At 66.1% G+C, this 23,179-nt stretch carries 20 protein-coding genes and 2 tRNA genes; 12 read left to right on the forward strand and 10 right to left on the reverse strand.

Annotated elements, in window-relative coordinates:
- Positions 1 to 213: 213 nt before the first annotated feature.
- Positions 214 to 831 (forward strand): flavin reductase family protein, encoded by a 618-nt coding sequence (locus tag KAQ61_RS07420; RefSeq protein ID WP_210931111.1) that lies wholly within the window; start codon positions 214 to 216, stop codon positions 829 to 831.
- 200 nt (positions 832 to 1,031) lie between these two features.
- Here KAQ61_RS07420 and KAQ61_RS07425 read toward each other — a convergent pair whose 3' ends face one another.
- The 7 genes from KAQ61_RS07425 to scpA all read right to left on the reverse strand — a co-directional run bounded on the left by KAQ61_RS07425 (position 1,032) and on the right by scpA (position 9,958).
- Positions 1,032 to 1,325, reverse strand: a complete 294-nt coding sequence (locus KAQ61_RS07425; protein ID WP_043386656.1) for a YciI family protein — start codon at positions 1,323 to 1,325, stop codon at positions 1,032 to 1,034.
- A 166-nt stretch (positions 1,326 to 1,491) separates the two neighbouring features.
- Entirely contained in the window at positions 1,492 to 1,956 is a 465-nt protein-coding gene (locus tag KAQ61_RS07430) for a VOC family protein (RefSeq protein WP_043386653.1), read from the reverse strand.
- A gap of 74 nt (positions 1,957 to 2,030) precedes the next feature.
- Complete coding sequence (locus tag KAQ61_RS07435; RefSeq protein ID WP_210931113.1) at positions 2,031 to 2,843, reverse strand: YdcF family protein; 813 nt, start codon at positions 2,841 to 2,843, stop codon at positions 2,031 to 2,033.
- Between the two features lie 164 nt (positions 2,844 to 3,007).
- Positions 3,008 to 5,056, reverse strand: coding sequence for an acetyl-CoA carboxylase biotin carboxylase subunit (locus KAQ61_RS07440; protein ID WP_042419166.1), 2,049 nt, complete (start codon positions 5,054 to 5,056; stop codon positions 3,008 to 3,010).
- A gap of 32 nt (positions 5,057 to 5,088) precedes the next feature.
- Positions 5,089 to 6,630 carry an acyl-CoA carboxylase subunit beta gene (locus tag KAQ61_RS07445; RefSeq protein WP_210931115.1) on the reverse strand — a complete coding sequence of 514 codons (1,542 nt, stop codon included), beginning with the start codon at positions 6,628 to 6,630 and terminating at the stop codon, positions 5,089 to 5,091.
- Between the two features lie 85 nt (positions 6,631 to 6,715).
- Positions 6,716 to 7,726 carry a methylmalonyl Co-A mutase-associated GTPase MeaB gene (meaB, locus tag KAQ61_RS07450; protein WP_210931117.1) on the reverse strand — a complete coding sequence of 337 codons (1,011 nt, stop codon included), beginning with the start codon at positions 7,724 to 7,726 and terminating at the stop codon, positions 6,716 to 6,718.
- Between the two features lie 39 nt (positions 7,727 to 7,765).
- Entirely contained in the window at positions 7,766 to 9,958 is a 2,193-nt protein-coding gene (gene scpA, locus KAQ61_RS07455; protein WP_210931776.1) for a methylmalonyl-CoA mutase, read from the reverse strand.
- Positions 9,959 to 10,080: 122 nt separating this feature from the next.
- Here scpA and KAQ61_RS07460 point away from each other — a divergent pair, with 122 nt between their 5' ends.
- The 3 genes from KAQ61_RS07460 to KAQ61_RS07470 all read left to right on the forward strand — a co-directional run bounded on the left by KAQ61_RS07460 (position 10,081) and on the right by KAQ61_RS07470 (position 13,982).
- The gene (locus KAQ61_RS07460) at positions 10,081 to 10,743 is read left to right on the forward strand and encodes a GntR family transcriptional regulator (protein ID WP_210931119.1); all 663 of its coding nucleotides are present in this window, start codon (positions 10,081 to 10,083) and stop codon (positions 10,741 to 10,743) included.
- 234 nt (positions 10,744 to 10,977) lie between these two features.
- Positions 10,978 to 12,999, forward strand: coding sequence for an MHYT domain-containing protein (locus tag KAQ61_RS07465; protein ID WP_210931121.1), 2,022 nt, complete (start codon positions 10,978 to 10,980; stop codon positions 12,997 to 12,999).
- Positions 12,987 to 13,982, forward strand: a complete 996-nt coding sequence (locus KAQ61_RS07470) for a site-specific integrase (protein WP_210931123.1) — start codon at positions 12,987 to 12,989, stop codon at positions 13,980 to 13,982. The genes KAQ61_RS07465 and KAQ61_RS07470 overlap by 13 nt, the downstream gene beginning before the upstream one ends.
- Positions 13,983 to 14,125: 143 nt before the next feature.
- Here the strand turns inward: KAQ61_RS07470 and KAQ61_RS07475 are convergent, their stop codons facing one another.
- Positions 14,126 to 15,487 carry an alanine/glycine:cation symporter family protein gene (locus KAQ61_RS07475; RefSeq protein ID WP_210931125.1) on the reverse strand — a complete coding sequence of 454 codons (1,362 nt, stop codon included), beginning with the start codon at positions 15,485 to 15,487 and terminating at the stop codon, positions 14,126 to 14,128.
- A 189-nt stretch (positions 15,488 to 15,676) separates the two neighbouring features.
- Between KAQ61_RS07475 and KAQ61_RS07480 the strand changes: the two genes are divergently transcribed.
- The 6 genes from KAQ61_RS07480 to KAQ61_RS07505 all read left to right on the forward strand — a co-directional run bounded on the left by KAQ61_RS07480 (position 15,677) and on the right by KAQ61_RS07505 (position 20,266).
- Positions 15,677 to 16,444, forward strand: coding sequence for a glutamine amidotransferase (locus KAQ61_RS07480; protein WP_210931127.1), 768 nt, complete (start codon positions 15,677 to 15,679; stop codon positions 16,442 to 16,444).
- A 118-nt stretch (positions 16,445 to 16,562) separates the two neighbouring features.
- On the forward strand, positions 16,563 to 16,820 hold the full coding sequence (locus KAQ61_RS07485; RefSeq protein ID WP_042419191.1) for a GlsB/YeaQ/YmgE family stress response membrane protein: 258 nt from the start codon (positions 16,563 to 16,565) through the stop codon (positions 16,818 to 16,820).
- An 8-nt stretch (positions 16,821 to 16,828) separates the two neighbouring features.
- A complete protein-coding gene (locus KAQ61_RS07490) occupies positions 16,829 to 17,359 on the forward strand; it encodes a hypothetical protein (RefSeq protein ID WP_244983018.1) in 531 nt (176 codons plus the stop codon).
- 39 nt (positions 17,360 to 17,398) lie between these two features.
- Positions 17,399 to 17,878: an EVE domain-containing protein gene (locus KAQ61_RS07495; protein WP_210931129.1), complete on the forward strand. Its 480-nt coding sequence runs from the start codon at positions 17,399 to 17,401 to the stop codon at positions 17,876 to 17,878.
- 95 nt (positions 17,879 to 17,973) lie between these two features.
- Positions 17,974 to 19,893 (forward strand): UvrD-helicase domain-containing protein, encoded by a 1,920-nt coding sequence (locus tag KAQ61_RS07500; protein WP_210931131.1) that lies wholly within the window; start codon positions 17,974 to 17,976, stop codon positions 19,891 to 19,893.
- Positions 19,894 to 19,951: 58 nt separating this feature from the next.
- Complete coding sequence (locus tag KAQ61_RS07505) at positions 19,952 to 20,266, forward strand: DUF2322 family protein (RefSeq protein ID WP_042419197.1); 315 nt, start codon at positions 19,952 to 19,954, stop codon at positions 20,264 to 20,266.
- A 233-nt stretch (positions 20,267 to 20,499) separates the two neighbouring features.
- On the opposite strand, the gene KAQ61_RS07510 is transcribed toward KAQ61_RS07505, so the two are convergent.
- A tRNA-Gln gene (locus KAQ61_RS07510) sits at positions 20,500 to 20,576 on the reverse strand.
- 38 nt (positions 20,577 to 20,614) lie between these two features.
- Positions 20,615 to 20,691, reverse strand: a tRNA-Gln gene (locus tag KAQ61_RS07515).
- Between the two features lie 405 nt (positions 20,692 to 21,096).
- On the opposite strand from KAQ61_RS07515, the gene KAQ61_RS07520 reads away from it, so the two are divergent.
- Complete coding sequence (locus KAQ61_RS07520) at positions 21,097 to 21,789, forward strand: TerC family protein (RefSeq protein WP_210931133.1); 693 nt, start codon at positions 21,097 to 21,099, stop codon at positions 21,787 to 21,789.
- Positions 21,790 to 21,910: 121 nt separating this feature from the next.
- Entirely contained in the window at positions 21,911 to 23,134 is a 1,224-nt protein-coding gene (gene chrA, locus KAQ61_RS07525; RefSeq protein WP_210931135.1) for a chromate efflux transporter, read from the forward strand.
- The last annotated feature ends 45 nt before the right edge of the window (positions 23,135 to 23,179 follow it).

The raw sequence follows: 23,179 nt of genomic DNA on the forward strand, positions 1-23,179 counted from the left end.
GGGTCACAGGCATGGCTTACACATAGAGTTGAGAGATGTCCCTCCCGTCACTCCCCGAAGTTGGACGTTTTCTGGGAAAAGCTGGCCGGTTCACGCAGGCTAGGTGGAGCCCCCAGCAACCCGATCTCCAGGTCGCCCCTTTAGACTGGTAGCCTCGCCCACGCATGCCACTGGGTGTTTCTCCCGACAGGCCAGACGCTGCAACAACCATCGATGAAAACTGACTCGCACACCTATGAGCCCCGCAAAGGGCACGGACTGCCGCATGACCCCTTCAACGCCATCGTCGGGCCGCGACCAATCGGATGGATTTCGAGCAGGAGCGCAAGCGGGCAGGTCAATCTGGCACCCTACAGCTTCTTTAACGCCTTCAACTACGTCCCTCCCATCATCGGCTTCTCCAGCATCGGCTGGAAAGACACGGTACGCAACATCCAGGAGACCGGAGAGTTCGCTTGGAATCTGGCCACACGTGAGTTGGCCGAGGCCATGAACCAGACCTGTGCTGCCGTCCCTCCGGAGGTGAATGAGTTCGAACTGGCAGGGCTAGAGGCGGTGGATTCGGAGTTGATACAGGTACCCAGAGTTGCACGAAGCCCGGTGACCTTCGAATGCCGTTTGACGGACATCCACCAGTTGCGGACCGCCAGCCATGAGCCGATTCCGTCCTGGCTTGTGCTTGGGGAAGTGGTCAAGGTCTACATCGATCGTCGGCTGCTCAAGGACGGGGTGTTCGACACGGCCAATTCCGGGGCGATCCTGCGCGCGGGGGGCCCCGCAGACTATTTCGCCATCGGCGATGCGCAGAAGTTCCGCATGTATCGTCCCTGATAGCAGCTGGCATTCGCCTGCCCTTGCAAGCCAGCTAAATCCCAATGTCGGTCGCTCAGGTAGCGGCACTACGGCCGATCACGCGGGTCCAAGACATCGCTGCGACAGGCGGCCATCAGCAACGGAAGTGCTGAAGACCGCAGCGGGCCAAACTTATTCGCCAGAGCACCACCACAGGCCGCTGCGACGCCCATGCGCGGCTACAGCACCACCCGGTCTTCCTCAAACGCCTTGCCCCAGGTGCGCAGCACATACTGGCGCGCGCCGCTGAGGTAGTACGGGTCTTGCTCGATCAGCGCCACGGCCCGGGCGCGGTCGGGCACTTCCAGCACCCACAGGCCGCCGACGTAGTCGCCGCCGGCATCGCTGCGGCAGCCGCCCGCCAGCACGATCTCGGCCTTGTGCCGCGCCAGAAAATCCAGGTGGGCCTGGCCCTGCTGGGCCCGCACGGCCAGCATGGTGGGGGTGTCGGTGAAGATGGCAATCCAGCGCATGTCGGGCTTTCTTGAAATTCAGGGGGTGCCGCATGGCGGGGCATGCACACCTCCTATGGCGCGCAGGCTTCAGGCGGCCCGGCCCCCACAGTGCGACTGCGACGGAAGGCGACGGGGGTGCCGCCTTGGAGGCCCACCGCCAGCGGGTTCGGCGGTGCGTGGGGCCTCAGCCCAGCGCGGCGATCACTTCGGCCGGGGCCTGCACCAGCTCGATCAGCACGCCCTCCCCGGCAATCGGGAATTCGTCGTTGCTCTTGGGGTGCAAGAAGGTGATGTCATAACCGGCCGCGCCCTTGCGAATGCCACCCGGTGCAAAGCGCACGCCGTGGGCGGTCAGCCATTCCACGGCCTTGGGCAGGTCGTCGATCCACAGGCCGATGTGGTTCAGCGGCGTGGCATGGACGGCGGGCTTTTTCTCGATGTCCATGGGCTGCATGATGTCCACTTCCACCTTCATGGCACCTTGGCCCATGGCCAGGATGTCCTCGTCCACGTTCTCGCGCTCGCTCTGGAAGGTGCCGGTCTGCTCCAGACCCAGCATGTCCACCCACAGGCGCTTCATGCGCTGCTTGTCGGTGCCGCCGATGGCGACCTGCTGGATGCCCAGGACTTTGAAGGGACGTTGGTGCATGGTGTGAATCCTTATTGAATAGCTGTCAGCGCAAGCACAGCAAGCGCTGGAGGTTGTTTTGATGGTTGAAATCCTCAGACTTCGCGCAGCACCCAGCTGCTGGCCATGGCGAAATATTCGCGCAGCCAGGCGTTGAAGCGGGTGGCCAGCGGCGTGGTCGCGGCCACGGGGTACATCTGGCTCAGCCCCTGGCGCTGGGCAATGCGCAGTGCGCGCATGAGGTGAAAGTCGCTGCTGACCAGGGCCGTGGGCGCATTCGCCACCACGCCACGCGCGGCCAGCAGCGGGCGGCTGAGCTGCAGGTTCAGCTCCGTGCTGGTGCTGAGCTTTTCCAGCACCAGGCGCTCGGGCGCAATGCCGTGGCGCTGCCGCAGGTAGCGCGCCATGACCTCGGCCTCGGATTCGGTCTCGCCCCAGTCCACGCCGCCGCACACGGCGATCAGTGCCCCGGGCTGCAGCCGGGCCAGCTCGGCCGCGGTGTCCAGCCGCTGGGCCAGCACCGGGCGCGGCTGCCCGTCCAGGGTGCCACTGCCCAGCACCACGATGGCCTGCACGGCGGGCACCTGCGGTGGCTCCAGGCCCAGGCTGAACAAGCGGCTCCAGAACCACAGCACGCTCAGCACCCACAGGGCCAGCAACACCCAGGCTGCGCGCCACATGCGGTGGCGCCAGGGCCGGGCCTGGCGCCAGGCCTGCACCGCCGGCCACTGCCAGGCCAGCACCAGCGCGCCAGCGCCCAGCACGGCCGGCACCTGTACGCCGACGTTGAAGTGGCCCAGGGCGATCAGCACCAGCGCATCCAGCAGCAGCACCGCCCCCACCACGGCCAGCAGCCCGCGGGCCACTTGCGCGCCGCGGGAGGAAGAACGTTGCGCTTGCAAAGCCATAGCTGTCTGCGCAGGCTGGATCAGCGTTGAAGGGGGATTTGGCATAAATGATCAGAGAAGGAAAAACCCGCACAGCCTAAGCCATGCGGGCCCTGCCTGTCAGCCCCGGTGCGCAGGCGCAAGCCGCCATGTCGGCGCCGCGCACCGGGGCCCATACCCACGCATCACTCGAATTCGAGGATCACGTCGTCCACGGCCAGGGAATCGCCCTTGCCGGCGCTGACCTTGCTGACCACCCCATCCTGCGTGGCGAACAGGATGTTCTCCATCTTCATGGCCTCGATCACGGCCAGCTTTTCGCCAGCCTGCACCTTCTGGCCGACCTGCACGGCCACATCCACCAGCAAGCCGGGCATGGGCGAGAGCAGGAACTTGGACAGATCGGGCGGCGCCTTGTAGGGCATCAGCTGGTGCAGCTGGGCGCCCCGGGGCGACAGCACCATGGCGTCGATCTGCGTGCCGTTGTGCGTGATGCGCAGGGCCAGCGGGTTCTTGGGCGTGCCGCGCTCCACCTGGACGGTGAAGGGCTGGCCGTTGCAGCTGCCTTGCAGGCGCAGCTCGCGCATGGCGCTGAAGCTCTGGAACTCATAGCGCTTGCCGTTCAGCGTGACCGTGCTCTTGCGGCTGTCGTACTCGAAATCGCTCACCGTCACGGGGTGGTGCTGGTTCTGCCCTTCGGCGCCCAGCACGACCACGGTGTAGTCGGCCGAGACCACCACCTCATGGCCACGCATCTGGCCGCTGATGGTGGAGGCGCGCGCGCGGTAGCGGCGGTTCATGTGGGCGGCCAGGGCCACCAGGAAGTCCGGGTCGCTGTGCGGCACATCGCTGCTGTTGAAGCCGTGCGCATAGTGCTCGGCGATAAAGCCGGTGTTGAAGTCCCCGCTCTGGAACTTGGGGTGCGCCAGCAGCGCCGCCTGGAACGGGATGTTGGAGCTGATGCCACGGATCACAAAGCCGTTCAGGGCTTCGCGCATCTTGGCGATCGCCTCGGCGCGGTCCTTGCCGTGCACGATGAGCTTGGCGATCATCGAGTCGTAGAACATCGGGATCTCGCCGCCCTCGTACACGCCGGTGTCCACGCGCACGCCGTGCAGGTGGGCGGTATCACCCTGCCACATGCTCTGCTCGGGCGGGTTGAAGCGCACCAGGCGGCCGGTGGACGGCAGGAAGTTGCGGAACGGGTCTTCGGCGTTGATGCGGCACTCCATGGCCCAGCCGTCGCGCTTGACGTCTTCCTGGCGGATCGTCAGTGCCTCGCCGGCGGCCACGCGGATCATCTGCTCCACCAGGTCCAGGCCGGTGATGCACTCGGTCACGGGGTGCTCCACCTGCAGGCGGGTGTTCATCTCCAGGAAGTAGAAGTCCTGGTTCTTGCCAACCACAAATTCCACCGTGCCGGCCGACTGGTACTGCACGGCCTTGGCCAGGGCCACGGCCTGCTCGCCCATGGCCTTGCGCGTGGCGTCGCTGATGAAGGGACTGGGCGCTTCTTCAATCACCTTCTGGTGGCGGCGCTGGATGGAGCATTCGCGCTCGTTCAGGTAGATGACGTTGCCGTGGCTGTCACCCAGGATCTGGATTTCGATGTGGCGTGGCTGCTCGACAAACTTCTCGATAAAGATGCGGTCGTCGCCAAAGCTGTTGCGCGCCTCGTTCTGGCACGACGCAAAGCCTTCGAAGGCTTCCTTGTCGTTGAAGGCCACGCGCAGGCCCTTGCCGCCGCCGCCGGCCGAGGCCTTGATCATCACGGGGTAGCCGATGCCCTTGGCGATCTCCACCGCCTGCTCGGGGCCGGCGATGGGGTCGTTGTACCCGGGGATGGTGTTGACCTGGGCCTCGTTGGCCAGCTTCTTGGAGGCGATCTTGTCGCCCATGGCGGCAATCGAGTGCGCTTTGGGGCCGATGAAGGCGATGCCCTCGTCCTCGCAGCGCTTGGCGAAGGCCTCGTTCTCGCTCAGAAAGCCGTAGCCGGGGTGGATGGCCTGGGCACCGGTCTGCTTGGCGGCAGCAATGATGCGGTCGGCCACCAGATAGGACTCGCGGCTGGGCGCGGCGCCAATGTGCACGGCCTCATCGGCCAGCTTGACGTGGCGCGCTTCCTTGTCGGCGTCGGAATAGACGGCGACGGTGGCAATCCCCATCTTCTGGGCGGTGGCGATGACGCGGCAGGCAATTTCGCCGCGGTTGGCGATCAGGATTTTGGTAAACATGGTGTGCGATCTCCTGGTTGTTCTTGTTGTGCTCACAAAGGGATGTTTCCGTGCTTGCGCCAGGGGTTCTCCAGCTCCTTGTTCTTGAGCATCTCCAGCGAGCGGCAGATGCGCTTGCGCGTCTCGTGCGGCTGGATCACGTCGTCAATGAAGCCACGGGCACCGGCCACAAACGGATTGGCAAAGCGGGCCTTGTATTCGGCCTCGCGGGCGGCCAGCTTGGCGGGGTCGTTCTTGTCCTCGCGGAAGATGATCTCCACCGCACCCTTGGCGCCCATCACGGCGATCTCGGCGTTGGGCCAGGCCAGGTTGACGTCGCCGCGCAAGTGCTTGGAGGCCATCACGTCGTAGGCGCCGCCGTAGGCCTTGCGCGTGATGACGGTGATCTTGGGCACCGTGGCTTCGGCATACGCGTACAGCAGCTTGGCGCCGTGCTTGATGATGCCGCCGTACTCCTGGCTGGTACCGGGCATGAAACCGGGCACGTCAACAAAGGTGATGACGGGGATGTTGAAGGCGTCGCAGAAGCGCACGAAACGCGCGGCCTTGATGGACGACTTGATGTCCAGGCAGCCGGCCAGCACCAGGGGCTGGTTGGCCACGATGCCCACCGTCTGCCCGGCCATGCGCGCAAAACCGATGAGGATGTTCTTGGCGTAGTCGGGTTGCAGCTCGAAGAAGTCACCATCGTCCACGGTCTTGAGGATCAGCTCCTTCATGTCGTAGGGCTTGTTGGGGTTCTCGGGCACCAGGCTGTCCAGCGACGGGTCGGCGCGGCCCACGGGGTCGGTGGTGCTGCGGATGGGTGCCTTTTCCTTGTTGTTCAAGGGCAGGTAGTTGTACAGGCGGCGCAGCATCATCAGCGCCTCGACGTCGTTGTCGAAGGCCATGTCGGCCACGCCGCTCTTGCTGGTGTGGGTCACGGCACCGCCCAGTTCCTCGGCCGTGACTTCCTCGTGCGTCACGGTCTTGACCACCTCGGGGCCGGTCACGAACATGTAACTGCTGTCCTTGACCATGAAGATGAAGTCGGTCATGGCCGGCGAGTACACGGCGCCACCCGCGCAGGGGCCCATGATCATGGAGATCTGCGGCACCACGCCGCTGGCCAGCACGTTCTTCTGGAACACGTCGGCATAACCGCCCAGCGAGGCCACGCCCTCCTGGATGCGCGCACCGCCGGAGTCATTGAGGCCGATCACGGGGGCGCCGACCTTCATTGCCTGGTCCATGACCTTGCAGATCTTCTCGGCATGGGTTTCGGACAGCGCACCGCCGAACACGGTGAAATCCTGGCTGAACACGAACACCAGACGGCCGTTGATCATGCCGTAGCCGGTCACGACGCCGTCGCCGGGGATCTTGGTGTTCTCCATGCTGAAGTCGGTACAGCGGTGCTCGACAAACATGTCCCATTCTTCGAAGGTGCCGTCGTCCAGCAGCAGCTCGATGCGCTCACGCGCGGTGAGCTTGCCCTTCTTGTGCTGGGCATCAATGCGCTTTTGGCCGCCTCCCAGACGGGCGAGTTCACGTTTCTTCTCCAGTTGCTGGAGGATGTTGTCAGCTTGTTCCATGCTTGTCTTCCTCGGTTCCTTGTTGGGACGGTATTTCAATTACATGTAATGTGGATTCAAGAATCTCGGGCCGCAGCGCATGCTCTCACGGACCTGCCTGCGCCGCCAGCAACTGGCGCGCGGCGGTGCTGGCGGCCAGGCGGCCGCTGGACACCTCTCCCACCACCTGCGGCAGCAACGCCTGGACCTTGGGGTGCTGCTGGAAGGCCTGCTTGAGCCCAGCGTCGATGCGCTCCCACATCCATGCCAGTGATTGCTGCTCGCGCCGGCGCGCCAGCCGGCCGTTGGCGGTCTGCAGCTGGCGAAAATCCTGCACGGACTGCCAGAACTGCTCCACCCCTTCGGCCTTCAGTGCGCTGAGCTGCAGCACCCGGGGCTGCCACAGCTGCTCGTTGTGGGCCGCGTTTTCGGGGTGGCCGTGCATGCCCAGCAGGCGCAGGCTGGATGTGATCTGGGCCTGGGCGCGGGTGGCGGCGTGCGGGTCGATGTCGGCCTTGTTGATCACCACCAAGTCGGCGCGCTCCATCACACCCTTCTTGATGGCCTGCAGGTCATCGCCGGCGTTGGGCAGCTGCAGCACGCAGTACATGTCGGTCATGCCATGCACGGCGATCTCGCTCTGCCCCACGCCCACGGTTTCGACGATCACCACGTCGTAGCCCGCGGCCTCGCAGACCAGCATGGCTTCGCGGGTCTTCTCGGCCACGCCGCCCAGGGTGCCGCTGGATGGACTGGGCCGGATGTAGGCGTTCGGGTCCACGGACAGCTGCTCCATGCGGGTCTTGTCGCCCAGGATGGAGCCACCGGACACGGTGGACGACGGGTCGATGGCCAGCACCGCGACCCGGTGCCCCTGGCGTGTCAGGAACAGGCCCAGGGCCTCGATGAAGGTGGACTTGCCCACCCCCGGCACACCGCTGATGCCCAAGCGCAAGGCCTGGCCGGTGTGCGGCAGCAAGCCGGTCAGCAAGGCATCGGCCTGCACCCGGTGGTCAGTGCGGGTCGATTCCAGCAAGGTGATGGCCTTGGCCATGGCCCGGCGCTGCACCGCAGGATTGCCCTGCAGGATGCCGTGTTGAATTTGCTCAGGCGTCACGCGCGCTGTCCTCTTTTTCGTCGAACGGACCAGGGATGGTTACAGCGCATTCGCCTTTTTGATCTGTTCCAGCACATGCTTGGCGCTGGCCGGAATCGGGGTGCCGGGGCCATACACGCCCTTGACGCCCGCGTTGTAGAGGAAATCGTAGTCCTGGGCCGGCACAACCCCGCCCACGAAGACGATGATGTCGTCCGCGCCCTGCTCCTTGAGCGCCTGGATGATGGCGGGCACCAGGGTCTTGTGGCCTGCGGCCAGCGTGGAGACGCCCACGGCGTGCACGTCGTTCTCGATGGCCTGGCGGGCGCATTCCTCGGGGGTCTGGAACAGCGGGCCCATGTCCACGTCGTAGCCCAGGTCGGCAAAGGCCGTGGCCACCACCTTGGCACCGCGGTCATGGCCATCCTGGCCCAGCTTGGCGATCATCACGCGGGGGCGGCGGCCCAGCTGCTCGGCGGCTTCGTCGATTTCGGACTTGAGCTTTTCCCAGCCTTCGGCCGAGTCGTAAGCAGCAGCGTACACACCAGTCACCTTTTGCGTATCGGCGCGGTGGCGCCCAAAGACTTTCTCTAGCGCATCGCTGACCTCGCCCACCGTGGCGCGCAGGCGCACGGCCTGGATGGCCAGATCCAGCAGGTTGCCCTCGCCGCTCTGCGCTGCAGTTGTGAGAGCATCCAGCGCTTGCTGCACCTTGGCTACATCGCGTTTTTGCTTCAAATCCTTGAGTCGGGCAATCTGGCTGTCGCGCACCTTGACGTTGTCCACGTCCAAGATTTCGATGGGGTCTTCCTTGGCCAGCTTGTACTTGTTGACGCCGACGATGACTTCCTTGCCGGAGTCGATGCGGGCCTGCTTCTCGGCGGCCGCGGCTTCGATCTTGAGCTTGGCCCAGCCGCTGTCCACCGCCTGGGTCATGCCGCCCATGGCGTCGACCTCTTCAATGATGGCCCAGGCCTTGTCGGCCATGTCCTGGGTCAGCTTTTCCATCATGTAGGAGCCGGCCCAGGGATCGATCACGTTGGTGATGTGGGTCTCTTCCTGGATGATCAGCTGCGTGTTGCGGGCGATGCGCGCCGAGAACTCGGTGGGCAGCGCGATGGCTTCGTCTAGCGCATTGGTGTGCAGCGACTGGGTGCCGCCGAACACGGCAGCCATGGCTTCGATGGTGGTGCGCACCACGTTGTTGTAGGGGTCCTGCTCGGTCAGCGACCAGCCCGAGGTCTGGCAGTGCGTGCGCAGCATCAGGCTCTTGGGGTTCTTGGCGTTGAAGCCCTGCATGATGCGGCACCACAGCAGGCGCGCGGCGCGCATCTTGGCCACTTCCAGGTAGAAGTTCATGCCGATGGCCCAGAAAAAGGACAGGCGGCCGGCGAATTCGTCCACGTCCATGCCCTTGGCAATCGCGGTCTTCACATATTCCTTGCCATCGGCCAGGGTGAAGGCCAGCTCCAGCGCCTGGTTGGCCCCGGCTTCCTGCATGTGGTAGCCCGAGATGGAGATCGAGTTGAACTTCGGCATGTGCTTGGCCGTGTACTCGATGATGTCGCCGATGATCTTCATCGACGGCTGGGGCGGGTAGATGTAGGTGTTGCGCACCATGAACTCTTTCAGAATGTCGTTCTGAATGGTTCCGGACAGCTTGTCCTGGCTCACGCCCTGCTCTTCCGCCGCCACCACGTAGCCGGCCAGCACGGGCAGCACGGCGCCGTTCATGGTCATGGACACCGAGACCTTGTCCAGCGGGATCTGGTCGAACAGCACCTTCATGTCCTCGACCGAGTCGATGGCCACGCCGGCCTTGCCCACGTCGCCCGTCACACGCGGATGGTCAGAGTCATAGCCGCGGTGCGTGGCCAGGTCGAACGCCACGGACACGCCCTGGCCACCGGCCGCCAGCGCCTTGCGGTAGAAAGCATTCGATTCCTCGGCGGTGGAGAACCCGGCGTACTGGCGGATGGTCCAGGGACGGCCGGCGTACATGGTGGCCTGAGGGCCACGGATGTAGGGGGCAAAACCCGGCAAGGTGTTGGCATAGGGCAGATCGGCCGTGTCGGCGGCGGTGTACAAGGGCTTGACCTCGATACCGTCCGGCGTGACCCAGTTCAGGTTGCGCAGATCCCCCTGGGGGGCTGCCTTGCTGGCCGCCTTCTCCCAGTCCGTCAGGCTGGCGGTGGGAAATTCCTCGGGAGTTCCTGTGGCCGCCGCTTGGCCTTGCTTTGCATCGATGCCCATGGGTAAAACAATCTCCGTGATGGTCATGTTCTGGAAAACGCCAGTTCTCCGGAACTTTTCGTGATTCATAATTATTGATTCATAACCATGACGAAACTTATGGGGTTAGCCCTAATACATCCATGACGGACACCACCACCCTGCTCACGCCCAAACCGCTGTACGTCGAGGTGGCCGAATTGATTCGGCAGCGCATCTACAGCCGCGAGCTGGAGCCCGGCAGCTGGATCGACGAGATGAAGATGGCCGAGGCCTTCGGCATCAGCCGCACCCCCCTGCGCGAGGCACTGAAGGTGCTGGCCGCCGAAGGCCTGGTCACCATGAAGGTGCGGCGCGGTGCCTATGTGACGGAAGTGTCGGAGAAAGACCTGCGCGATGTCTATCACCTGCTGTCCCTGCTGGAAAGCGATGCCGCGGCCACCGTGGCCGAACAGGCCACGGCTGCGCAGCTTGAGCAACTACAGCGGCTGCACCAGGAACTGGAAGCGGCGGTCGCCGATGCCGACCAGTTCTTCCGCGTCAACGAGGCCTTCCACATGCAGCTGCTGGCCCTGTGCGACAACCGTTTTCTGTCCCAGGTGGTGGCCGACCTGCGCAAGGTGATGAAGCTCAACCGCCACCAATCCCTGTTCAAACGCGGGCGCATCGAGGACAGCCTGCAGGAACATGCCGCCATCGTGCAGGCCCTGACCCAGCGCAACCCCGGTGCGGCACGGCAGGCCATGCACACGCACTTTGCAAACGGGCTGGCTGCAGCCAAAAACCAACCCCTGCCCGCCGCATGACCGATTTCCCTGGAAAAACCATGGCAGACCGCAGAAATTGCCCTATTGTTTCCAGACTGGGTTGTGTGCAGTCGATCTGTGGGATGGATAGACGTTACATGTAATGTAGATTCAAAAGTCCGCCATCTGCCGCGACCATGACACCCGAGGCCTCTCACCATGCTGGATCTCCTGATCTTTGACGCTTCCTCCCTGGCTGCCGACGGGTAGTCGGCCAGCCACGACGGCAGTCTGGTGGCCTTGTCGCTGGCGGTGGCCTTCACCAGCAGCTGTGCCGCCTTCTACATCGCCCAGACCAATCGGCAGGCCAGCAGCCCCCCCCACCGGCACCTGGCCCTGCTGTGCGCCAGCCTGGTGCTGGGTCTGGGCATCTGGGCCATGCACTTCATCGGCATGCTGGCCATGGAACTGCACCCGGCCGTCAGCTATAACCCGCAGTGGACCGCCCTGTCCATCCTGCCGGGCCTGGCGGCGGCGGGGCTGGCCATGTGGTCACTGCAAGGCCCCCGCCCCACGAACGCCCGGCTGGTCACCAGCGGCTGCCTGGTGGGCCTGGGGATTGCCACCATGCACTACAGCGGGATTGCCGCCATGGACCTGCCCGGGCACCTGCGGTTCGACGGCCCCCTGTTTCTGCTGTCACTGCTGACCGGGCTGGTGTTTTCCGTGGCTGCGTTTGCGCTGCACCGCCGCCTGCGCACCCAGGCACCGCCCACGCGGGGGCTCTGGTGCTGCGCCCCCGCAGCCCTGTTGACGGCGGCCATGGCCAGCATGCATTACTTGTCCATGCTGTCGCTGCGCCTGGAGCATGCGGCCGTGCATCCCGCCGCAGAGCCCCAACTGATGCCCGAGACCCTGGCCCTGATCGTGGCCTTGGTGAGCTTGCTGGTGGTGGTGGTGCTGGGACTGGCCAGCACCATCTTGCGCTACCGCGACCTGTGGCAGGCCGTGGCCATCCGCGACGCACGGCTGGCGGCCATGATCAACACCGCCAGCCACGGCGTGATCACCATCAACGCCCAGGGACTGATGCAGGACTTCAACCCCGCGGCGCAGCAGATCTTTGGCTACAGCCGGGACGAGGTGCTGGGCCGCAATGTGTCGATGCTGATGCCCTCCCCCCTGGCGGAGCAGCACGATGCCCATGTGCAAAAGCACATCAACCAGCCCGACAAACCCATCGGCGCCCACAGCCGCGAGGTGCTGGGCCTGCGCAAGGACAGGCGCCTGATTCCCATCGAACTGACCATCGGCAAGGCCCAGACCCCATCGGGCACCATTTTTGTCGGCTATCTGCAGGACATCTCCGAGCGCAAGCGCACCGATGCACAACTGCGCATTGCCGCCAGCGTGTTCCAGCACGTGCGCGAAGGGGTGGCGATCGTGGACGCCAACCACAACATCTCCGAGGCCAATCCCGCCTTTCTGCGCCTGATGGAGCAAACCCGTGACAGCTGCATCGGCAAGCCACTGGAGGCGCTCTACGAGGATGCCGACCTGCCGCCGGACACCGGCAAACTCTGGAAAACCGTGGCCACCGCGCATTACTGGCAGGACGAAATCACGCTCACCCGCCGCGACAGCAGCGCCTGGGTGCTGCGGCTGTCGATCTCGCCGGTGCTCAACGAACTGCAACGCCCCCACCATTTCATTGCCGTGGCCAGCGACGTGACCGAACGCCCCGGTCTGGAAGCCCAACTGCCGCACGATGCCCTGCACGACGCGGCCACCGGCCTGCCCAACCCGCAGCTGTTCATGGCGCGCCTGGGCAGCCAGCTGCAGCACAGCCAGCGCAAATCGACCTTTCTGGGGGTGGCCATCGTCCAGCTGTGCCCGCAGGCCAGCCCCGCCACCCAGCCCACCGCAGCCAACCACGACGCGGCCATGGCCTGGCTGGCGCAATGGCTGCCCCAGCAGCTGCGCAGCCCCGACACGCTGGCAGGACCACCAGCTGGCGCTGGCCCTACCGGGCATCCAGGACCCCGCAGCCTGGCTGCACATGACGCAGCGCCTGGCCCAGACCCTGGTGGAGGCACAGCAGCTGTGCCAGCCCTACGGCATCCAGTCGCTGCAGCTGGGCTGCATCTGCACCCTGGTGCCGGTGGGCGCCGGTGCCGACCTGCAGCCGCTGCCCGCCAGCCCACCGTCCACGCCCACCAATGCGGCGCAGATCAAGGAAAATCCCTGGGCCGCCCGGGCTGCCGGGCGCCCCCCGCGGCCCGCCGCCTGTTTGCTTGCCCTGAATGCCCGACCTGATTGCCCCGGCCCCACCGGCCCCTGCCCTGCCGCCCTTGCGCGGCGAGCACGTGTTTGATCACTGGCTGCTGCACTGCGGCCAGAACCCCTGGTCGCCCCTGAGCCCCGAGGCGGCCAAGCCCTACAGCTTCATCTGGCAATCGTGGCTGCGCTTTCTGGCCGGCCACGCGGCGGGGGACGAGCAGGCCTGGGCCCACGCCAGCGCCGTGCAGGTGCTGGACTTCATCAACCACAGCCCGCAAAGCCCCAAGCAGGCCCAGCCCAGCGACATCACACGCCGCCGTTACTGGCGTGTGCTGGACCGCGTGTACGACCATGCCCTGCTGCAAGGCTGGATCCGCAGCAATCCGGCACAGGGCATCACCGCCCAGGACATGCCGCCCAGCGAAGACCCCAAGGGGGCCATCCTGTCGCCGCGCATGTGGCGCGCGCTGCAGCGCCAACTGCCCGCCCCGGACGACCTGGTCAGCAGCCGCGACCGCGCCGTGCTGGTGCTGTTGATGGAGCTCGGCCTAACGCCCGAGGAAGTGCGCCTGCTGGAAATTGGTCACCTGCGCTGGAGCGACGGCACGCCGCGCGTGATCGAGGCCATTGATGTGGTGGGGCAGCGTGACCGCCAATCGCGCAGCCTGCCGGTGTCGGCCCATTTGCACAGCGCACTCAGCGCCTGGCTGCAAGCGCGCGCCGGCTACCACGCCATGCAGGGGCAAAGCGCGCTGTTCTGCACGCGCAAGGCGCCGCAGCTGTCCAACCACACCTTGCTGCACCTGGTGACCAAGACCTTGCAGCAGGCCGCCCAGCGCCACAACCTGCCAGAGCCCGCGCGCATGGGCCCGCAGGTGCTGCGCAACACCGTGCTGGTGCAGTGGCTGGATGCGGGCTGCAGCGTGGACGAGGTCCTGCAGCGCGCCGGCATGAAGCACCCGAATGCCCTGCAGCATTTGCGCGCCTACTTCGGCGACGACACCACTGCCGCGGCCTAGTGCCACCACTTGGCCCATAAAAAAAGAGCGGTTGGCGCTGGTATTCACAAGGTTTCAGGTGCTTTTCAACCTGAAAACCGCATACCTAAAGCGCAAACCGCTCATTTTTTAGGGGGCTGCGCCGCTGCGCAGCCCCAGACCACTCAGTGGTGCTCCCCGGCCTTGCGCGCCGCAAAATACTCGCGGGTCAGCCGCGCCACCACGGGCGACAGCAGCAGCAGCGAAATCAGGTTGGGGATCGCCATCAGCGCGTTCAGCGTATCGGCCACCAGCCAGGCCACGTCCAGCGTGACCACGGCGCCCACAAACACCCCCAGCACCCACAGCAGGCGGAACGGCTTCTCGCACACCGGGCCGACCAGGTAGTTCCAGCACTTCTCGCCGTAATAGGCCCAGCCCAGGATGGTGGTGAAGGCAAACAGCGCCAGCGAGATCGCCAGCAGGTACTTGCCCACGCCGGGCATGGCCGCCTCGAAACTCTGCGTGCTCAGCAGGGCGCCGCTGGCGCCGCTGTCCCACACGCCGCTGACCACGATGGCCAGGCCGGTCATGGTGCAGACGATGATGGTGTCGATGAAGGTGCCCATCATGCCGACCACGCCGGAGAACACGGGGTCGTTGCTCTTGCCGGCCGCCTGCGCGATGCCGGCCGTACCCAGGCCCGCCTCGTTCGAGAAAATGCCGCGCGCCACGCCCATGCGGATGGCCATCAGCACGGTCGAGCCGGCAAAGCCGCCCACGGCCGCCGTGGGGTTGAAGGCCTGCTCGACGATCAGCACCAGCGCGCCCGGGATCTGCTCATAGAAATGCGCCAGCACCCACAGCACGCAGACGATGTAGACCACGCACATCGAGGGCACCAGCTTTTCCGCCACCGCACCGATGCGCTGGATGCCGCCCAGCACCACCGCCGCCGTCAGCGCCGCCACCACCAGGCCGGTGATCCAGGTGTCCAGGCCGAAGGCACCGTGCATGGCCGACGAAATGCCGTTGGCCTGCACCATGGCGCCAATCCCAAAGCCGGCAAAGCCGCCGAACACGGCAAAGGCCGTGGCCAGCCAGCGCCAGCGCGGACCCAGGCCGTTCTTGATCGCATACATGGGGCCGCCCACCCACTGGCCCTTTGCGTTCTTCTCGCGGTACTTCACCGCCACCACCACCTCAGCGTACTTGGTGGCCATGCCGACCAGGGCCGTCATCCACATCCAGAACACGGCACCCGGGCCGCCGACGGCGATGGCCGTCGCCACACCGGCGATATTGCCGGTCCCCACCGTGGCCGACAGGGCCGTCATCAAGGCGGCGTAGGGAGAAATGTCGCCGTGGTGCTGATCGTCCACCGAGCGGCTCTTCCAGATCATCCGGAAACCGTAGCCAATATTGCGCAAAGGCATCAGGCCCAGGCGCAGTTGCAGGTAAAAACCCGTTCCCAGGATCAGCACGATCATGGGGACGCCCCAGACCCATCCGTTCAAGGCCTGGAGCCATTCAGTCAGTTGTTGCATACCGTGTTTTTCTTTAATTGAGTCACTGCGCAGCCGGGCCGCCCAACGCCAACCTCGCCAAACGCAAGGGCGACATTCTCCTCCCACGATGGACCCTGCGCAGCCAGTTATGCGTTAAACCTCAGTCCAAGCTCTGCTCTGGCGCATAACTTGCTTGTTTTTTGCACCGTTTGACCCCGTCTCACGCCCATGCCCACGCTCTACATCGTCAAGACCGGCAACACCTTTGACCACATCGCCCAGTCGCTGGGGGATTTTGAGCAGTGGATTGCCGAAGGACTGCACCCGCCGGAGCTGTTGCCGGCCGAGCGGCTGCGGCTGGCCGTGATCGATGCCCCCAGCTGCCGCTATGCGGCCCTGCACTACCCCGAAGCAACGGACTGCGCCGGCGTGGTGATCAGCGGCTCGCACGCCATGGTCACCGACGACGCCCCCTGGATGCAGGATCTGCAGGGCTGGCTGCGGCCCGTGTGCGATGCCGGCGTGCCCGTGCTGGGCATCTGCTTTGGCCACCAGATCCTGGCGCACCTGCTGGGCGGTGAGGTCGGCCCCCATCCCGCAGGCCTGGAGCTGGGCACCATCCCCGTCGCCGTGCAGGCCGATGTCAGCCACGACCCGCTGTGGCGGCACATGCCCGGCTGCTTCGACGCCCAGGCTGTGCACTACCAGAGCGTGCGCCGGCTGCCCCCCGAGGCCCGCGCGCTGGCCGGCAACTCGCACGAGGCGCACCACGCCTTCCGCTGGCGCCACAACGTCTGGGGCGTGCAGTTCCATCCGGAGTTCAGTGCCGCCGCCATGCAGGCCTACATCGACCACATCCCGCCCACAGCCTGGCCGCCCACCGGCCGCGGCCGCCCGCATTGCGACGACACGCCGCAAGCCGCCCAGTTGCTACAGCACTTTGCACGGCATGTGCAACAGCAGGCGGCACTGCGCGCGCACAACATGGCGCACTGAAGGGCGCTGGCACCTGGCATGGCGGCGTGCGCCGGACAAGGAGGTCTTGTCCGACGCCTGGTGCCCCTGCAGCCCTCTAGAGTGGCAGTTCCTCAACGCTTTCTAGGAGTGCTTGGCCATGATGTCCTTGCTGGGAACCTTGTTGGTCGGATTCATCGTGGGCCTGATCGCCCGCGCTCTCAAACCGGGCGATGACAGCATGGGCTGGATCATGACCATCGTGCTGGGCGTGGTCGGCTCGATGCTGGCCAGCTATGCTGGCGCCGCCATGGGCTGGTACCCGGCCGGCAGCAGCGCCGGCTGGATCGCCTCCATCATTGGCGCCATCGTGCTGCTGTTCCTCTACAACCTGGTGCGCGGCAAAGGCAAGTCCTGAGCACCGCGATGCACACCGATGCCCCGCCGCCGTGGCTGGGTGCCATGCCCCGCGATGCCCAGGCGCTGCAACAGGCCCAGCAGCGCAGTCGGGCCTTGCTGCACCAGCGGGCGCTGGTGGCCGGTGCCGTCAGTGCCGTGCCCATCCCGGGGCTCGACTGGGCCGTGGATGCCGCCTTGCTGTCCAAGCTGTTGCCGCAGATCAGCGAGCACTTCGGCCTGAGCCCCGAGCAGTTGGACGCCCTGGACCCCGACCTGCGCGCGCACGTGCAAAAAGCCGTCGCCATGGTCGGCTCCGTGTTCATCGGCAAGCTGCTGACGCGCCAGATGATCCTGCGCCTGGCGCGCACCGTGGGCCTGCGCATGGGCAGCAAGCAGTTGGCCAAGTTCATCCCGTTTGCCGGCCAGGCCATCGCCGCCGCCGTGGGCTATGGCGCATTGCGCTACCTGGGAGAGCGCCACATCCAGGACTGCGTGCGGGTGGTGCAGCAGGCCCAGGCCGTGCAGGCCGGGGCGCAGCCCCCAGGGTCACCACCGTGAACACCGGCGCGGCCAGGCCTGCAATGCTTAAATAGCGCCATGACGACGCCGCACTACTGGCTCATGAAGAATGAGCCCGACGAATACTCTATCGATCACGCCCTGAATGCCCCTGGCCAGCTCATGCCTTGGAGCGGCGTGCGCAACTACCAGGCGCGCAATTTCATGCGCGACCAGATGCAGGTCGGCGACGGCGTGCTGTACTGGCATTCCAGCTGCGCCGACCCGGGCATCCACGGCATTGCGCGCATTGCGGGCCATCTGCGTGTGGACCCGACCCAGTTCGACCCGGCCGACCCCTACTACGACCCCAAGTCCTCCCCCGACCAGCCGCGCTGGCTGATGCTGGACGTGCAGGCGCTGCGCAAGACGCGCTACGTGTCAATCGCCGAACTGCGCGAACACCCGGCGCTGGCCAGCATGCGCGTGCTGCAGCGCGGCAATCGCCTGTCCATCACCCCGGTCACGCCCGAGGAGTGGGATTACATCCTGCACACGGTGCTGCAGTCCCCGCGCTGAAGGCCCCACGGCCAACGGGCTGCACGCTGCGCCGTGGCCCATCCCGGCACCACACGCCCCTGTATGCACGTACAGATTCACGTATGCTGCAGCCCATGCAACGCACCAATGCCTTCCCGACCGACCATGGCCAACCCCTGATGCTCACCACGGAGCAGCAGGCCATCGTCCACAGCCAGGCAGCCTCGGCCATCATCGCCGCACTGGCCGGCACCGGCAAAACCACCACCCTCGCCTGCTGTGCGGTGCAGGCCCTGCGCGCCCAGCCGGATGCCCGCATCCTGGTGCTGGCCCACTCCCGGGCCGGGGTCCAGGCCTTCCAGCACCGCCTGCGCGCGCTGGTGCACCAGGTGCCCGGCCAGCTGCAGGTCACCACGCTGGAGCGCTGGAGCGCCCGCGCCCTGCGCCAGCGCGATGCCGGCGTGCGCTTTGTGGCCGACCCGGTGGAGCTGCGCCAACAAGCCCAGCAGGCACTGCTGGAGCTGGAAGCCCAGCTACAGCGCCAGCCCGACGAGCGCATCAGCATGCCGGCGGAAGTGGACATGCAGGCCTTCTGGGCCTTCAACCGCGCGGCCAAGAAGTCCCTGCTGCTGCAGCGCGTGCAGGATGCCGGCGGCGATCTGGCCGCGTTCTGCGAAGAGCACCTGCTGGACTACACGCTGGCGCGCATCTTCTGCGCCTACGAGCGCCTGCGCCTGGATACCTGCGGCGATGTGCGCTATTACGCAGAGGGCGACTGCACCTACGCCCTGGCGCAAGAAGAAGAGGGCCCCCTGCCCGCGCCCTATGACCTGGTGCTGTTTGATGAAATGCACGACCTGGACCTGGCCGCGCTGACGGTCTTGCGCCGCCTGCTGCACGACCCGGCCACCCGTTTTCTGGGCGCCGGGGACTTCAACCAGCACATCGACACCCAGGCCTGGTCCGTGTTCCGCAACCAGCTGCACCAGCTGGCCGACTTTCTGCCGCAGACCACGGCCACCCTGCCGCTGACCCAGTCGCGCCGCTTTGGCCCGGCCGTGGCCCAGGCGGTCAACCGCTGGTTCCCCGTGGGCATGCAGGCCTCCGCCAAGCGCTACAGCACGGTCTACCGCTGGTCGTACCAGGACGATGCCGATTGCATCCGCCAGTTGCTGCAAGCCCAGGCCAGCCTGAGCGCGCGCGACGGCGCCACGCCCCCCCCGCTGACGGTGATCCTGCGCCACCCGCACGAGGCCGCAGCGCTGGAATGGGCCGTGGCCGCCGCCGGTCAAGTGGCCAGCCTGCACGGCCTGCCGCACTTTTACGAAGAGCGCGAGCTGGCCCTATTGCTGGGTCTGATGTACGCCCATGGCCTGCAGGCCCCCGACTGGAAAAGCAGCCCCTGCCCGCTGGGGCCACAGATTCTGGAGCGCTTCATCGACGGGGCCCTGTACTTTGGCAAAGGCCGGGTCGATACGCGCCAGGAAGACAGCGACCTGCCAACCATGGCCACCCAGATGCACCAGCACCCGCAAGGCATTTGGCGCTTTCTGATCGGCGAGCACACCGCGCAAGGCGGCCGGCGTAACTTTGCCGCCTTCGGCAACTTCCTGCACCTGCCGCTGGCCCTGCAGGACAACGCCCAGGCCCTGCTGCAACAGGCCGATGTCTGGGGCCTGTTTGCCGCCACACCCATGCCGCACGCCGAGGCACAGCGCCTGCGCACCCGGGTGCAGGGCTTCATCGACCTGGTGGCGGGGCTGTCCGTGCCCCAGGTGCTGCAGCAGATTGACAGCATGGTGCAGCGCCGGCAACGGCTGCAGCACACCGGCCAGCCGGCGCATTTCCAGATCCTGAGCATCGAGCAGGCCAAGGGCCAGGAATTCGAGGCCGTGGCCATTCCCTTTCTGGCACCGGGCCGCTTTCCCGCGCCAGTGCCGCACGCCCTGGCCTTTGTGGAGCGCAACCGCCTGTACGTGGCCATGACCCGCGCGCGCCAGCGCCTGTGGCTGCTGGAAGATGCACGCCACCCCATCCAGGCCTTCGAGGCCTGATGGCTTGGGCACAATGGTGCTTTTCCTCCGCTTTTGATTTTTGATAAGGACTGCCCGCATGGCCTTCGCCGACAACCTCCAGCAACTGCCCTCCATCGACCACCTGGCCGAATTGCGCCTGATGGATGCCCAGGGCCAGGTCGCCGCCGTCATCCCCAACCAGCCGGGCAAGGCCGGCTCGCTGCGCCTGTACGCTGCCCTGGCCGCCAAGCACGGCAGCCTGAACGCCGCCGCCGCCCAGGAAGGGCTGGAGCTGTTTGCCGAGCACACGGAGTCGGCCCGCCAGCACCCCGGCAGCCATCCGAACATCGACCGCCTGTTCGAGATCATCGCCACGGGCCAGGGCTACACCGTCGAGCTGGTGGCGGCCTGAGTCCCCTGCCCCCGGTCGTGCACAAACCGCGCACAAAAAAGGCTCCTGTCGGAGCCTTTTTTCATAGCTAATATCGCGCGCTGGACAAGGGCCAGAGGCCAATTTAACCCCAAAAACAGGGCATTGCCCCCTCGGGGGCCTTGCCACACGCGACGCCTGGGCCACGCAGCGCGCACTGGACCGTGCAGACAAAAAAAAGCCCAGTTCGCTTGCACGAACTGGGCTGGATGTCTTGGCAGGGGAGGAAGGACTCGAACCCTCGCATGCCGGAATCAAAATCCGGTGCCTTAACCAACTTGGCGACTCCCCTACGGCGTTTTGACCTGCTTGTGCAGACCAGAACTAATCTGGCAGGGGAGGAAGGACTCGAACCCTCGCATGCCGGAATCAAAATCCGGTGCCTTAACCAACTTGGCGACTCCCCTTGAGAGAAGCCAAGATTATGCCGCGAGTTTTGGACACCCACGGCGAAAAACGAAACTTTTTACGCACAAACTGCCTGGGCTGCTCACTTTTTCAGCAAAACGGCAGTCCTTGGACTTCGGCATGCCGGGCTCCGCCGCTCCGTCTCTCACAAAGAACGCGCTCGCACTGAGCGCTGCCAACACCGCCCTGCACATCTTCGATTGGCGATTGGCACGAGGAACGAAGCTGCAGCCAGAACAAGTAGTGCGACAAGGCTGAGCAATGACGTATCCAGGGGGGGGTGAGCAGGTCTTATGCGCCGCTTGCCGTGGTTTGTAAAGCCAGCGCAGCAAGCCCATGCCCGGCACGCATGCATCGCCGTGACCGCTGGAGCGCGGTTGTCACCCATGCCTACACTGACCGCCATGGACACTTTGCTGACGGCCGATTTCTGGATCGGCATCTTCAAGATCATCTGGATCGACGTCATCCTCTCCGGCGACAACGCCGTGGTGATTGCCCTGGCGGCAAGGGCCCTGCCCCCGGAACAGCAACGCAAGGCCATCTTGTGGGGCTGTGGGTTTGCGATTGCCTTGCGCGTGGCCCTGACCGTGGTGGCCGCGCAGCTGATGCAGCTGCCCCTGCTCGAAATCCTGGGCGGCTGCCTGCTGCTGTGGATCGGCGTGGGCCTGCTCCAGGGGGAAGCCCCCAGCACCACCAGCACGCATACGCCCCACCACCACGCGGGCATGTTCACCGCCATCCGCACCATCCTGCTGGCCGATCTGGTGATGTGCCTGGACAACGTGATCGCTGTCGCCGCCACGGCCCAGGGCGACATGGTGTTGCTGGTCTTCGGCCTGGCGCTGAGCATTCCGCTGGTGCTGTTTGGCTCCACGCTGATGATCCGCCTGATGGAGCGCTTCCCCTGGATCGTGCTGGTGGGCGCGGCCCTGATCGGCTGGGTGGCCGGGGAAACCATCGTCAACGACCAGCTCTTGCTGGGCGTGAGCCAGCAGTATCCGGCGCTGAAGTACATCGCGGCGGTGTGCGGGGCGGCCCTGGTGCTCGCAGTGGGCCAGCGCCTCAGGCAGCGCGAGCCCAGCGCCACCGACTGAAGGCCGCCGCGCTCCGGCGCGGTGCCCGTTGGCGCCGCAGACGCCGCCGCGTCACAATCGGGGGCTATCGTGCACTTTCCGTGCCCCCCCTTTCCGGCGCTTTTGCGCACGACCGTCTGCCATGTCCCGTCCCCCCTCCACGCTGCCCCCACCTGCCCCTGCATGGCGCAGGACGCTGGAAGTGTTTGCCATTTTTTTGCGACTGGGGCTGACGTCCTTTGGTGGACCCACCGCCCACCTGGGCTACTTCCAGACCGAGTTCGTGCAGCGCCGGCGCTGGCTCAGCGATGCGCACTATGCCGAACTGGTGGCGCTGTGCCAGTTTCTGCCCGGACCGGCCAGCAGCCAGGTCGGCATGGCCTTGGGGCAATGGCGCGCCGGCTGGGCCGGCATGGCGGCGGCCTGGCTGGGTTTCACCCTGCCTTCGGCGCTGGCCCTGGTGGCCCTGGCTGTGGGGCTGGCCCACGCCCCGCACCTGGCCCAGTCCGGGCTGCTGCACGGACTCAAGCTGGTGGCCGTGGCCGTGGTCGCCCATGCCATCTGGGGCATGGCCCGCAGCCTGTGCCCCGACCTGTGGCGCCGCGCCCTGGCTGTCGTGGCCTGTGCCGCCCTGCTGGCCTGGCCCCAGGCCAGCGTGCAGCTGGGCGTGATCTCCCTGGGCGCCGCCGCAGCCCTGCTGCGCCAGTCCACCGCTCCCCCCGCAAGCACCAGCGCCTGGCCCACCTCCAGCCGTGCACGCCGCACCGGCTATGCCCTGCTGTACCTGTTTGCGCTGTTGCTGATCGCCCTGCCCGTGGCTGCGGCCCTGTGGCCACACACCGCCTTGCAGGCGTTTGCGGCCTTCTACCAGGCCGGGGCGCTGGTGTTTGGCGGCGGCCATGTGGTGTTGCCACTGCTGCAAACGGCCGTGGTGCCCAACGGCTGGGTGGCGGCCGACAGCTTTGTCGCCGGCTATGCGGCGGCTCAGGCCGTGCCCGGCCCCCTGTTCACCCTGGCCGCCTACCTGGGTGCGCTGCTGCCGCTGGGGCCCGCGTGGTCACCCTGGATGGGCGGCCTGCTGATGCTGCTGGCCATCTTCCTGCCCGCAACCTTGCTGGTGGCCGGCGCACTGCCGCTGTGGGCCCAGTTGCGGCAACGCCCGCGCATGCGCCAGGCCGTCACCGGCATCAACGCCGTGGTGGTCGGCATCCTGGCCGCCACCTGGTACCACCCGGTGCTCACCAGCGCCATCGGCAGCCTGCTGGATGTGGGGCTGGCCCTGCTCTACCTGGGTCTGCTGCTGCGGCGCCTGCCGCCTGTGGCGGTGGTGGCGCTGGCGGCCAGCTTGGGGTGGGTGCTGGCCTAGCCCCAGACCTTGGTCATCCGCATGAAAAATGCCGCCTGGGCAGGC

Source organism: Comamonas aquatica (genome assembly GCF_018064205.1).
Taxonomy (GTDB): domain Bacteria; phylum Pseudomonadota; class Gammaproteobacteria; order Burkholderiales; family Burkholderiaceae_C; genus Comamonas; species Comamonas aquatica.